Genomic DNA, 12815 nt, shown 5'->3' on the forward strand with positions numbered 1-12815 from the left:
GGTCTGCTCGACCAGGTCCTTGGTGGTGAACCGCTTCTTGGCGGCGGTCCGGCTCATCTTCCGGCCGGCGCCGTGCGAGGCGGAGTTGAAGGAGGCCGCGTTTCCGAGGCCCTTCACGATGTACGAGCCGGTGCCCATCGAACCGGGGATGATGCCGTACTCGCCGGAGCCGGCCCGGATCGCGCCCTTGCGGGTGACGAGCAGGTCGACGCCGTCGTAGCGCTCCTCGGCCACGTAGTTGTGGTGGCAGGAGATCATCTCGCCGAAGGTGGCCTTGGCCTTGGGCAGTTCGCGGCGGACCGCGTCCTGGAAGAGGGCCATCATCAGCGCCCGGTTGTGCTTGGCGTACTCCTGCGCCCAGAACAGGTCCGACCGGTAGGCGGCCATCTGCGGGGTGTCCGCGATGAAGACCGCGAGGTCCCGGTCGATCAGGCCCTGGTTGTGCGGGAGGGACTGGGCGATCGACATGTGGTGCTCGGCGAGCTCCTTGCCGATGTTGCGCGAACCGGAGTGCAGCATCAGCCAGACCGCGCCGTCGTCGTCCAGGCAGAGCTCGATGAAGTGGTTGCCGGAGCCGAGCGTCGCCATCTGCTGGGCGGCCCGCTCGCGCCGCCAGCGGACCTCGGGGGCGATCCCGTCGAAGCGCTGCCAGAAGTCGGCCCAGCCGGCGGTGCCGTAGCCGTGCAGGCGGAGCGGGTCGACCGGGTCGGAGTGCAGCCCGCGGCCGACCGGGATGGCCCGCTCGATCCGGTGGCGCAGGTGGGACAGGTCGTCCGGCAGGTCCTTGGCGGTGAGCGAGGACTTGACCGCGGTCATCCCGCAGCCGATGTCGACGCCGACCGCGGCCGGGCAGACCGCGCCCTTCATGGCGATGACGGAGCCGACGGTGGCGCCCTTTCCGAGGTGGACGTCCGGCATCACGGCGAGGCCGTGCAGCCAGGGCAGCGTGCTGATGTTGCGCAGCTGCTGCATGGCCTGGCCCTCGACGGTGGCCGGGTCGGTCCACATCCGGATGGGTACGCGGGCGCCGGGAACCTCGGTGTACGACATGGGTGATCGACCTCCTGGGTCGCTAAGTTCATGGTGCCGCACGAGGACGCCCGGTGCGGCGGCGGGGAAGCGCGGGGGCACGGCGGGACGGCCGTGCGGAAGGACAGCGCCGGGCGAGGACTGCTCAGGCGGTATAAGCACAGCGCAGGGGCAGTCTCGGGGAGCGTCGTCGTTGCTCGACCCGCATGGTGACCGCCTCCTCTCGCGTGCGTGGGACCGCGCGTCTCTCGCGCTGTCGGGGGATATCTACCCATGGCCCGGTGGAGCCGCACAAGCCATTAAACGAGCCGGGGGCCCGGCGGAGCGGACGCTCCGTCAGGCCCCCGTCAGGGTGGGTCAGTTGGCGATGACGGTGACGTCGCCGATGTTGAGCGCCTTGACCGGCTCGGCGATCACCGAGGCGTCGCCGACCAGCACGGTGACCAGCCGGTCCGGCGGGAAGGCGGCGACCACGGCCTGGGTGGCGGCCTCGGTGTCGAGTTCGGCGAGCTGCCGGTAGAACTCGGCCTGGTAGTCGGTCGGCAGGAACTGCTCGACCTGGTCGGCCAGGGTGGCGGCTACCGAGCCGGCCGTCTCGTACTTGAGCGGGGCGACGCCGACCAGGAACTGGACGGCCTCCTCGCGCTCGGAGTCGGTCAGCCCCTCGGCGGCCAGCGTGCGCAGGATCTTCCAGGTGTCCTCCAGCGCGGGCGCGGTGGAGGCGGTGTCGACCGAGCCGCTGATCGCCAGCATGGCCCGGCCGGAGCCGTCGGCGACCGAGCGCAGCGGCTGGGCGAAGGCCCGCACGCCGTAGGTGTAGCCCTTCTCCTCGCGCAGCACCCGGTCCAGCCGGGAGGTGAGGGTGCCGCCCAGGCAGTAGGTGCCGAGGATCTGCGCGGCCCAGAGCGGGTCGTGCCGGTCGGGGCCGATCCGGCCGATCAGCAGCTGGGTCTGCACCGAGCCGGGCCGGTCGACGATGACCACGCGGCCGGCGTCGTCGGCGGTGACCGGGGCGTGCGCGGAGGGCTCGGCGGCCTCGCCGGTCCAGCGGCCGAGGGTGGACTCCAGCAGCGCGGCCAGGTCGACTCCGGTGAGGTCGCCGACCACCACGGCGGTGCCGGTGGCGGGCCGCAGGTGGGTGTCGTAGAACGCCTTGACGGCGGCCCGGTCGATCTTCTTGACCGTCTCGGTGGAGCCGGCCCGGGGCCGGGAGAGCCGGTCGGCGGCCGGGAACAGGGTGGCGGAGAGCGCCTTGGCGGCGCGCCGGGCCGGGTTGGCCTGCTCGTGGACGATCTCGTCGAGGCGGTTGGCGACCAGCCGCTCGATCTCCTCCTCGGGCAGCGCCGGGACCCGCAGCGCGTCGCCGAGCAGGGTCAGGCCGCGCTCCAGGCGGGAGGCCGGGACCTCCAGCGAGACCCGGATGCCGGGGTGGTCGGCGTGCGAGTCCAGGGTGGCGCCGGCCCGCTCCAGTTCACCGGCGAACTCCTCGGCGGTGAGGGTGTCGGTGCCCTCGTTGAGCGCCCGGGCGAGGATCGACGCGACGCCGTCCAGGCCGTCGGGCTCGGCGGCCAGCGGGGCGTCCAGCACCACGTCGACGGCGACCAGCTGCTGGCCGGGACGGTGGCAGTGAAGCACCGTCATGCCGTTGGCCAGGGTCAGCCGTTCGGGCGCCGGGAACGCCCACGGGGTGGGGGTGCCGGGCTGCGGCTGGGGGTGGAACTCCATCACGGGGGTGTCGCTCACGCCGCCGCCTCCTCGTCCTGCTCGTCCTGGTCGTCGTTCTCGTCGGTGGTCGGCTCGTACACCAGCACGGCCCGGTTGTCGGGGCGCAGCCGGGCGGCGGCCACCGCCTTGACCTCGTCGGCGGTGACGTCCAGCACCTTCGGCAGTGCGCTGTTGACCAGCGCCGGGTCGCCGAACAGCACGGCGTAGCGGCAGAGTTCGTCGGCGCGGCCGGCCACTGTGGTGAGCCGGTCCAGCCACTCGCGCTCGATCTGCGCCTGGGCGCGCTCGAGTTCCTCCGCGGTGGGGCCCTCGGCGGCGAACCGGGCGAGCTCCTCGTCGACGGCGGTCTCGATCTGCTCGACGGTGGCTCCGGCGCCGGCCTTGACGTCGAGCCAGCCGAGCGAGGGGGCGCCGGCCAGCCGGAGCAGGCCGAAGCCGGCCGCGACGGCGGTGCGGTCGCGACGCACCAGGCGGTTGTAGAGCCGGCTGGACTCGCCGCTGCCGAGGATGGTGAGCGCCAGGTCGGCCGCGTCGGCCTCGCGGGTGCCGTCGTGCGGCAGCCGGTAGGCGGCCATCAGGGCGCGCGAGGGGACGTCCTCCTCGACCAGTTCGCGGACCTCCCGGCCGATGGTGTCGGGCAGGGAGCCGTCGCGCGGCGGCTGCTTGCCGTCGTGCGCGGGGATGGTGCCGAAGTACTTCTCCACCCAGGCGATGGTCTGCTCGGGGTCGAGGTCGCCGACGATCGCCAGCACCGCGTTGTTGGGCGCGTAGTACGTCCGGAAGAACGCCCGGGCGTCCTCCAGGGTGGCGGCGTCCAGGTCGGCCATCGAGCCGATCGGGGTGTGGTGGTAGGGGTGGCCGTCCGGGAAGGACAGCGCGGTGAGCTTCTCGAACGCGGTGCCGTAGGGCACGTTGTCGTAGCGCTGGCGGCGCTCGTTCTTCACCACGTCGCGCTGGTTCTCCATGGACGTGTCGTCCAGGGCGGCCAGCAGCGAGCCCATCCGGTCGGCCTCCAGCCAGAGCGCGAGCTCCAGTTGGTGGGCCGGCATGGTCTCGAAGTAGTTGGTGCGCTCGAAGCTGGTGGTGCCGTTGAGCGAGCCGCCCGCACCCTGGACCAGTTCGAAGTGGCCGTTGTTGGACACGTTCGCCGAGCCCTGGAACATCAGGTGCTCGAAGAGGTGGGCGAGGCCGGTACGCCCCTTGACCTCGTGCCGGGATCCCACGTCGTACCAGAGGCAGACCGCGGTGACCGGGGTCAGGTGGTCCTCGGAGAGCACCACGCGCAGGCCGTTGGCCAGGCGGTGTTCGGTGATGGCGAGGCCGCTCGAGGGGGCGGGGTTGGCCATGCGGGGTCCTTCCCGTCGTCGGGTTCCGGGGTGTCCGGGCCGGGGGAGTCTGGCGTCCCCATTGTGGTGCAACGCCCCGGCCCGCCGTGAGGTGTCCGCGCACGGGACGCGTTCGCCAGGGGCGGAAGCGGCCCGGGTGGCGGGGGGTGTCGGCCCGAGGGTCCACAATGGGGGCGTTCACGCCCGCGTCAGCCCACATACGTACCGCAAGGAGCACCGCAGCGATGGCCCGCCGCAACTCGCCCACCCCGCCGCCCGGTGACTTCGAGGAGCGCATCCTCGACGTCGATGTCGTGGACGAGATGCAGGGCTCGTTCCTCGAGTACGCGTACTCGGTGATCTACTCCCGGGCGCTGCCCGACGCCCGCGACGGCCTGAAGCCGGTGCACCGCCGGATCCTGTACCAGGCCAACGAGATGGGGCTGCGGCCGGAGCGCGGCCACGTCAAGTGCGCGCGCCTGGTCGGCGAGGTGATGGGCCGTCTGCACCCGCACGGCGACGCGTCGATCTACGACGCGGTGGTGCGCATGGCGCAGCCGTTCTCGATGCGGCTGCCGCTGATCGACGGTCACGGGAACTTCGGCTCGCTGGGCAACGACGACCCGCCGGCCGCGATGCGCTACACCGAGTCGCGGCTGACCGCGGCCTCGATGTCGCTGGTGGAGTCGATCCACGAGGACACCGTCGACTTCAGCCCGAACTACGACGGCTCCGAGCAGGAGCCGCAGGTGCTCCCCTCGGCCTTCCCGAACCTGCTGGTCAACGGCGCGACCGGGATCGCGGTCGGCATGGCCACCAACATGCCGCCGCACAACCTGACCGAGGTGGTGGCCGCCGCCCGGCACCTGATCAAGCACCCGACGGCTGACCTGGACACCCTGATGCGGTTCGTCCCGGGTCCGGACCTGCCCACCGGCGGCCGGATCGTCGGCCTGTCCGGCATCCGCGACGCGTACGAGTCCGGCCGCGGCACCTTCAAGATCCGCGCCACCACCTCGATCGAGGACGTGACGGCCCGCCGCAAGGGCATCGTGGTCACCGAACTGCCGTACACGGTCGGTCCGGAGAAGGTGATCGCGAAGATCAAGGACCTGGTCAACGCGAAGAAGCTGCAGGGCATCGCCGACGTCAAGGACCTCACCGACCGCGAGCACGGCCTGCGGCTGGTCATCGAGGTGAAGAACGGCTTCGTGCCGGAGGCGCTGCTGGAGCAGCTCTACAAGCTGACGCCGATGGAGGAGACCTTCGGCATCAACAACGTGGCGCTGGTGGACGGCCAGCCGCTGACGCTGGGTCTGAAGGAGCTGCTGGAGGTCTACGTCGACCACCGGTTCACGGTGGTCAAGCGGCGCAGCGACTTCCGCCGCCGCAAGCGCCAGGACCGCCTGCACCTGGTCGAGGGCCTGCTGATCGCGCTGGTCGACATCGACGAGGTGATCGCGCTCATCCGCAGCAGCGACGACGCCGGCCAGGCCAAGGACCGCCTGATGGAGCGGTTCGGGATCTCCGAGACGCAGACCGCGTACATCCTGGACACCCCGCTGCGCCGCCTCACCCGCTTCGACCGGGTGGAGCTGGAGGCCGAGCAGGCCAAGCTGCTCACCGAGATCGCCGAGCTGACCGAGATCCTCGACTCGGACACCAAGCTGCGCTCCGTGGTCTCCGCCGAACTGGCCGCCGTGTCCAAGCAGTTCGGCACCGCGCGGCGCACCGTGCTGCTGGAGGCGGGCGCCGCGCCGGCCGCCGCGCTGGCGGTGCCGCTGGAGGTCGCGGACGACCCGTGCCGGGTGATGCTCTCCTCCACCGGGCTGCTGGCCCGCACCTTCGACCTGGAGCCGCTGACCGGAGAGGTGACCCGCGGCAAGCACGACGCGGTGGTCTCGGCGGTGCCCGCCACCGCGCGCGGCGACATCGGCGTGGTCACCTCGGCGGGCCGGGTGCTGCGGATGCCGGTGATCGACCTGCCCGCGCTGCCGCCCGGTTCGGCGGCGCTCGCGGGCGGCGCCACGGTCTCCGAGTTCCTCCGGCTGGACGAGGACGAGCGGGCGCTGGCGCTGACCACGCTCGACGAGTCCTCGCCGGGCCTGGCGCTCGGCACGGTGCAGGGCGTCGTCAAGCGGGTGGTGCCGGAATGGCCCGCCAACAAGGACGAGTTCGAGGTGATCGCGCTCAAGGACGGCGACACCGTGGTCGGCGCGGTCGAGCTGCGCACCGGCGAGGAGGACCTGGTCTTCCTGACCTCCGACGCGCAGTTGCTGCGCTACCCGGCGGGCCAGGTCCGGCCGCAGGGCCGCCCGGCCGGCGGCATGGCGGGCATCAAGCTCGCGGACGGCGCCCGGGTGCTCTCGTTCACCGCGGTCGACCCGGCCGACGACGCGGTGGTGCTCTCGGTGGCCGCCGCCTCCGGCACGCTGAACGGCGAGGAGCAGACCAGCTGGAAGCTCACCCCGTTCGACCAGTACCCGCGCAAGGGCCGGGCCACCGGCGGCGTGCGGGTCCAGCGCTTCCTGCGCGGCGAGGACGGCCTGGCCTTCGCCTGGGCGGGCCCCGTCCCCGCCCTCGGCGCGAGCGCGACCGGCCAGCCGGTCACCCTGCCCGAGCGCGATCCGCGCCGCGACGGCTCGGGCACCCCGGTCACCACCCCGATCGCCGCGGTGGGCGGCCGGATGTGAACTGACGCTCCGTCACCACGGTGACGCCTCGTCACCCGGACGGCGGGGGCACTCCTTCGAGTGCCCCCGCCGTTTCGCGTCCCCGCCGCCGCCGTGCGCTGCGGGCTACTCCCCCGCCAGGCGGGCGAACTCCCAGGGGTCGTGGGCGCTGAACGGCAGCACCTCGTCGCCGTGGTCGCGGACGAGTTCGCGCAGGCGGGCGTGGTTGCCCAGGCGCAGCGGGCGGTCGACCTCGGTGAGTCGCTGGAGCACGTCCATGCCGGGGTGGCCGTGCGGGTGGTCCGGGTCGATCTCGCGGTGGAAGTAGTAGGCGTCGCCGCAGTGCAGCAGCCAGCGCGCGCCGTCCCGGACCGCGACGGCGGCGTGCCCGGCGCTGTGCCCGCCGAGCGGGACCAGGGCCAGCTCCGCCGCGAGGCCGGGCAGCGGGCGCACCGCGTCGAAGCCGAACCAGGGCTCGCCCTCGGCCACCCGGTGGACCGCCCAGTCGGGGCGGTGCGCCCAGTGCGCGGGCCGGTAGCGGATCCGCTCCTCGGGGTGCGACCCGAGGGCGCCGAGCGCGGCGCGCTGCTCGGCCTCCAGGACGTGGACCTTGGCGTCCGGGAAGTCCGGCAGGCCGCCCGCGTGGTCGAGGTCGAGGTGGGTGAGCAGGATGTGCCGGACGTCGCGCGGGTCGTGGCCGGCGGCCCTGACCTGGTGCAACGCGGTCTCGGCGAGGTCGAGGACGGGCTGGGCGCGGCCCTGGAACTCGGGGCCGAGGGTGCGGTCGGGCGTGGCGACGTCGGCGGTGCCGAGTCCGGTGTCGACCAGCACCAGGCCGTCCCGGTCGGTCTCCAGCAGCAGGCAGTGGCAGACCGCGGGGCGCTGCTCGCCCCGGTGCTCGATGGTGCGCAGCGAACCGCAGTTGAGGTGGTGGATCCGCATCCGTCCTCCTTCGGACGTGGCCGGCCGCCCGCCAGGAATAGCGAACGACCGATCGTTATTAGCGAACGGTCGTCAGGTTATGCTCGGTCCATGAGCCCGCGCAAGTCCGCCGCCGAAGCCGCCGCCACCCGCGCCCGGATCGTCGACCGCACCCTCGCCCTGGCCCTGGCCACCGGGCTGGAGGGCGTCACGATCGGGGTGCTCGCCGAGGACCTCGGCATGAGCAAGGCGGGCGTGGTGGGCCCGTTCGGCAGCAAGGAGGAGCTCCACCTGGCCGTGCTGGACGAAGCGGTCGACCGGTTCCGGAGGGAGGTGCTGGCCCCGCTGGCCGGTGCCCGCCCCGGAGTCGGCCGGCTCGTCCGGGCCCACCGGGCGTGGTTCGACTGGATGGCCGCCGACGGGCACGGCGGCTGCTTCCTCGCCGCGGTGGCCGCCGAGTTCGACGGCCGACCGGGCGCCGTCCGCGACCGGGTCCGCGAGGCGTTCGCCCGCTGGGACGGCTTCGTCCTCGGCGAGCTCGAAGCCGCCCTCGCCGCAGGCGAGTTGCCCGCCGACAGCGACCTGCCCCAGCTGGTCTTCGAACTGCGCGGCGCCGCCCTCGCCGCCGACCAGGGCCTCCAGCTCTGGCACGACCCGCAGGCCACCGCCCGGGCGACCCGCGCCGTCCGCCGCCTGCTCGGCCACGACTGACGGCCGGCGGGCGTCCGGCATCCGGCCGGGAGGGCCGCCGGCCCGCCGGGACATAGGGTGGGCGGGTGAGCACCTGTACCGCGCTGTCGGCCGAGCTGACCGAGCCGCTGAGCGCCACCGCCGCGACCGCCACCACCTGGCTGCTGCTCGAACAGCCCGGCCCCTGGGGCGCGCAGGCCCTGACCGGCAGTCACCTCGACCCCGAGCTGGGCGCCGCCCTCGACCGGGCCGCCGAGGGCAGCGGCGTGCGGATCGCACTGATCCGCCGCCCCGGCCGCCACGCGGACACCGACACCGCCGCCGGCCACGAAGTGCTGATCGCCCACACCGCACCCGGCCGCTCCTGGGTGCGCCGCACCCGGCTCGACGCGCCCGACCCACTGCTCGACCTGGACTTCGCCGCCCTCGGCGCGGGCGAGCACGGCGGCTTCGGCACGGACCACGTCGGCGGCCCGATCGCCCTGGTGTGCACCAACGGTCGCCGCGACCGCTGCTGCGCCCTGCTCGGCCGGCCGCTCGCCGCCGACCTCGCCGCCGCCGCGCACAGCGAGGTCTGGGAGGTCACCCACCTCGGCGGCCACCGCTTCTCCCCCACCATGCTGGTCCTCCCGTACGGGTACGCCTACGGCCGGCTGACCCCGGAGTCCGCCAAGGAGGTGCTCGCCGCCACCGCCGCCGGGCACACCGCCCTGGAGCACGCGCGCGGCCGCTCCTACTGGCCCCGCCCCGCGCAGGCCGCGGAGCACGCGGTGCGCGAACTGACCGGCGAGACGGCGGTCGACGCCCTGACGCTGCGCCAGCAGGCGACCGGCGACGGGTGGTCCGTGGAGGTCCACCACACCGACGGCCGCAGCTGGAACGCCACGGTCGGCGAATCCGCGAGCCGGCCGCCCCGCCCGGAGAGCTGCGGCAAGTCCCCGGGCACCCCGTCCCGCATGGACGTCCTGAGCCTGCGTCAGGTGCGCTGAGCGCGCTTCCCGGCGTCAGCTCGCCCGGTACCGGTGCTCCGGCCTTCCCGTCGTGCCGTAGCGCAGCTCCAGGCGGGCCAGGCCCTCGCGGACCAGGTAGGAGAGGTAGCGCTGGGCGGTGGCCCGGGAGACGCCGGTCTGCTCGGCGACCTGGGCGGCCGACAGGTCGGCGCGGGCGCCGCGCATGGCGGCGAGCACCAGGGAGAGCGTCGGCGCGGAGTGGCCCTTCGCCGGGAGGGCCGGGACGGCGCTGGGCCGGGCCGCGCTGAACAGGGCGTCGACCTCCGCCTGGCCGGCCTCCGCGGCGGGGTCCAACGCGGCCACCCGGTCGCGCAGTTCGCGGTAGGCCCCGAGCCGGTCCGCCAGCGCGGCGAACCCGAACGGCTTCACCAGGTAGCCGGTGGCGCCGAGTTGCATCGCCGCCCGGACCGAGGCGACGTCGTTGGCCGCGGTGATCATCAGCGCGTCCGGTCGCGCGGCGTCCCGCGGCTGCTCGGCGACCAGCAGGCGCAGCAGGTCCAGGCCGCTGCCGTCGGGCAGGTAGACGTCCAGCAGCAGCAGGTCGGGGCGCAGCTCGCGGACCGCCTCGGCCGCGGCCGCCACCGAGCCGGCCTGGCCGACCGTCTCGAAGCCCTCGACCCGGCCGACGTACGCGGCGTGGATCGCGCTCACCCGGAAGTCGTCGTCCACCACCAGGGTCCGGATCACCGCGCCACCTCCCACTCGCGTTCGTCCAGGGCCGGGGCGACGGTGAAGACGGCGCCGAGCGGCGCCGGGTCCTCGTCGGGCAGCGGCAGCCGGACGGTGAAGACCGCGCCGGGGCCCTCGCTGACCGTGATGGTGCCGCCGTGCCGCTGGACCAACCGGTGCACCAGGGCCAGACCGAGACCGCGCCGGGCGGTGCCCCGGTCGGGGCTGGTCGACCAGCCGTCCTCGAAGATCGCCTCGGCGGAGCCGGCCGGGACGCCGGGGCCCGAGTCCGCGACCCGCAGCAGGACCTCCTGCTCGCCCTCCACCAGGGTGAGTCGCACGCTGCCGCCGCCGCCGGCCGCTTCGACGGCGTTGTCCAGCAGGTTCCCGGCGATGGTGAGCAGCCGCCGCAGGTGGCCGGGCTGCTCGCCGAGCCGGGAGTCCTCGGTCAGCTCCAGCCGCACGCCGCGCTCGGCGGCGACCGCGGACTTCGCCACCACCAGCCCGGCCATCAGCGGGTTGCCGATCCGCTCCCGGACCGCCTCGGCCTGCGCGGCGGCGGCCTGCCCGAGTTCCACGGCGTACTCCAGCGCGGCCCGGTGATCGCCGAGTTCGAGCAGTCCGGCCAGCGTGTGCAGCCGGTTGGCGAACTCGTGCTGCTGCGCCCGGAGCGCGTCGGTCAGCCCCCGGACGGAGTCCAACTCGCGGAGCAGGCCGACCAGTTCGGTGCGGTCCCGGACGGTGACCACGGCCCCGAGCGCGCGGCCCTGGAGCACCACGGGCATCCGGTTGACGGCCAGGCAGTGGCTGTCGGTGAGGACGGTGAGGTCGACCCCGGCGAGGGTGCCGTCCAGCGCGCGGCGCAGCCGCCCGTCGGGCAGCAGCTCGTCGAGCGGGGAGCCGAGGGCGGTGCCGAGTCCGAGCAGCCGGCGGGCCTCGTCGTTGACCACGGTGACCCGGCCCTGCGGGTCGAAGGCCAGGACGCCCTCCTTGATGCCGTGCAGCATCGCCTCGCGGTCCTGCAGCAGGCCGGCGATCTCGGCGGGCTCCAGGCCGAAGGTGGTGCGCTTGAGGCGGCGGGCCAGCAGGTACGAGGCGCCGGCGCCGACGGCGAGCGCGAGCGCGGCGTACACCGCGATGGTGGCGAGTTCGCGGCGCAGCCGGCCGAGGACGTCCTTCTCCGCGATGCCGACCGAGACCTCGCCGACGATGGTCCCACTGGGGCCGCGCAGCGGGGCCTTGGCGTTGGCGGAGCGGCCGGTCGCGCCGTTGTCGATGCCGGTGCTGTAGCCGCCGTCCAGCACGGTCAGCGGCTCGTCGACCTGACGGCCGACCAGGTCGGGCATCGGGTGCGAGTGCCGGACCCGGTCCAGGCCGATCACCACCACGTAGCTGGCCTCGGTCTCCCGTTCGATCCGGCCCGCCACCGACTGGATCAGGTCGTCACCGACGCCGTACTCCATCGCGGTGCGGATCTGCGGGTCGGCGGCGGTGGTGCGGGCGATCGCGAGGGCGCGCTGCTGGTACTCGCGGTCGAGCTGGGCGCGCTGCGCGTAGCCGAGCAGCACGAAGCCGACCCCGCTGGTGACGGCCAGGATGGCGAGCTGCCCGGCCAGGATGCGGGTCCAGAGTTTCCGGCCCTGGCCGGTGCGTCGAGCCATCGGGCCCACCTCCGTACGGCGTGCGCCCCCCTTCGCGCGTGTCTGCTGCCAGGTGAGTGTGCCTGGTCGCGGGCGGTTTTCCCAGTCCCGGGGCGGTGCGCAGAACGAGCAGAACCCGCCGCAACGCGATGAACCTCCGCAATGACCGCAAGACTGCCGCCCGTTGCAGGCGCCGCCCTACCTTCTGCTCACCGCCCGGTCCCCTCTCCTCGGACCGGGCGCAGGACCGGAGCACAAGGTGGTGCAGACAGTGAACGAGACAGACCGAGGTGCGGTGCCCGCGATCGAGCTGCGGGCGGCGACCAAGCGGTTCCGCACCCCGTCCGGCGGGGTGTACACCGCGATGCGGGGCCTCGACCTGACGGTCGCCCCGGGCGAGTTCTGCGCGGTGGTCGGGCCGACCGGCTGCGGCAAGTCGACCACCCTGTCGCTGGTGTCCGGGCTGGAGCCGGCCAGCGAGGGGCAGACCCTGATCCACGGCGCGCCGGTGGACGGCATCGACCCGCGGGTGGGCTTCATGTTCCAGGCCGACGCGGTGTTCCCGTGGAAGCCGGTCCTGGACAACGTGGCCGCCGGGCCGCTGTTCCGCGGCGTGCCCAAGCAGGAGGCGCTGGCCAAGGCCCGCGACTGGCTGCGCCGGGTCGGCCTGTCCGGCTTCGAGGACCGCCTGCCGCACCAGCTCTCCGGTGGCATGCGCAAGCGGGTGGCGCTGGCCCAGACGCTGATCAACGAGCCCGAGATCCTGCTGATGGACGAGCCGTTCTCGGCGCTGGACGTGGAGACCCGCAAGATCGTCCAGGACGAGCTGCTGGCGCTGTGGGAACTCACCCGCCCCGCGGTGGTCTTCGTCACCCACGACCTGGAGGAGGCCATCGCGCTGGCCGACAAGGTCGTGGTGCTCACGGTCGGCCCGGCCACCGTCAAGGACGTCTTCACCATCGACCTGCCCCGCCCCCGCAAGGTCCAGGAGATCCGCTTCCACCCGCGCTTCATCGAGCTGTACGAGCAGATCTGGGCCAGCCTGCGCGACGAGGTGCAGCTCGCGTACGCCCGCACCACCGGCACCGAAGCGATCGGAGCCGCGTGATGACCGCCCTGCACCCGGCCCCCCTC

The 12815-nt window shown here is 73.8% G+C and carries 10 protein-coding genes; 4 read left to right on the top strand and 6 right to left on the bottom strand.

The features are described 5' to 3' along the window. The 3 genes from AB0K51_RS28770 to AB0K51_RS28780 all read right to left on the bottom strand — a co-directional run. Positions 1-1050 (bottom strand): RtcB family protein (locus tag AB0K51_RS28770; RefSeq protein ID WP_363460098.1); only part of this gene is annotated, 1050 nt, incomplete at its 3' end. A gap of 336 nt (positions 1051-1386) precedes the next feature. Continuing rightward, positions 1387-2754 carry a pitrilysin family protein gene (locus AB0K51_RS28775; protein WP_363460158.1) on the bottom strand — a complete coding sequence of 456 codons (1368 nt, stop codon included), beginning with the start codon at positions 2752-2754 and terminating at the stop codon, positions 1387-1389. A gap of 14 nt (positions 2755-2768) precedes the next feature. Continuing rightward, positions 2769-4100, bottom strand: a complete 1332-nt coding sequence (locus tag AB0K51_RS28780; RefSeq protein WP_363460100.1) for a pitrilysin family protein — start codon at positions 4098-4100, stop codon at positions 2769-2771. Between the two features lie 224 nt (positions 4101-4324). Here AB0K51_RS28780 and AB0K51_RS28785 point away from each other — a divergent pair, with 224 nt between their 5' ends. After that, positions 4325-6772 carry a DNA topoisomerase IV subunit A gene (locus AB0K51_RS28785; protein WP_363460102.1) on the top strand — a complete coding sequence of 816 codons (2448 nt, stop codon included), beginning with the start codon at positions 4325-4327 and terminating at the stop codon, positions 6770-6772. 105 nt (positions 6773-6877) lie between these two features. Here AB0K51_RS28785 and AB0K51_RS28790 read toward each other — a convergent pair whose 3' ends face one another. Continuing rightward, a complete protein-coding gene (locus AB0K51_RS28790; RefSeq protein WP_363460104.1) occupies positions 6878-7693 on the bottom strand; it encodes an MBL fold metallo-hydrolase in 816 nt (271 codons plus the stop codon). A 90-nt stretch (positions 7694-7783) separates the two neighbouring features. On the opposite strand from AB0K51_RS28790, the gene AB0K51_RS28795 reads away from it, so the two are divergent. Further along, positions 7784-8383, top strand: a complete 600-nt coding sequence (locus tag AB0K51_RS28795) for a TetR/AcrR family transcriptional regulator (RefSeq protein WP_363460105.1) — start codon at positions 7784-7786, stop codon at positions 8381-8383. Between the two features lie 65 nt (positions 8384-8448). Next, a complete protein-coding gene (locus tag AB0K51_RS28800; protein WP_363460107.1) occupies positions 8449-9351 on the top strand; it encodes a sucrase ferredoxin in 903 nt (300 codons plus the stop codon). A gap of 15 nt (positions 9352-9366) precedes the next feature. Here AB0K51_RS28800 and AB0K51_RS28805 read toward each other — a convergent pair whose 3' ends face one another. Together AB0K51_RS28805 and AB0K51_RS28810 are read right to left on the bottom strand one after the other, a co-directional pair. Beyond that, positions 9367-10059: a response regulator gene (locus AB0K51_RS28805; RefSeq protein ID WP_363460109.1), complete on the bottom strand. Its 693-nt coding sequence runs from the start codon at positions 10057-10059 to the stop codon at positions 9367-9369. Next, entirely contained in the window at positions 10056-11702 is a 1647-nt protein-coding gene (locus tag AB0K51_RS28810; protein WP_363460111.1) for a sensor histidine kinase, read from the bottom strand. Before AB0K51_RS28810 ends, AB0K51_RS28805 begins: the two co-directional genes overlap by 4 nt. Before the next feature lie 250 nt (positions 11703-11952). Here AB0K51_RS28810 and AB0K51_RS28815 point away from each other — a divergent pair, with 250 nt between their 5' ends. Then, positions 11953-12789, top strand: a complete 837-nt coding sequence (locus tag AB0K51_RS28815; RefSeq protein ID WP_363460113.1) for an ABC transporter ATP-binding protein — start codon at positions 11953-11955, stop codon at positions 12787-12789. Positions 12790-12815 lie beyond the last annotated feature (26 nt).

The sequence above is a fragment of the Kitasatospora sp. NPDC049285 genome (genome assembly GCF_040678815.1).
Lineage (GTDB): Bacteria > Actinomycetota > Actinomycetes > Streptomycetales > Streptomycetaceae > Kitasatospora.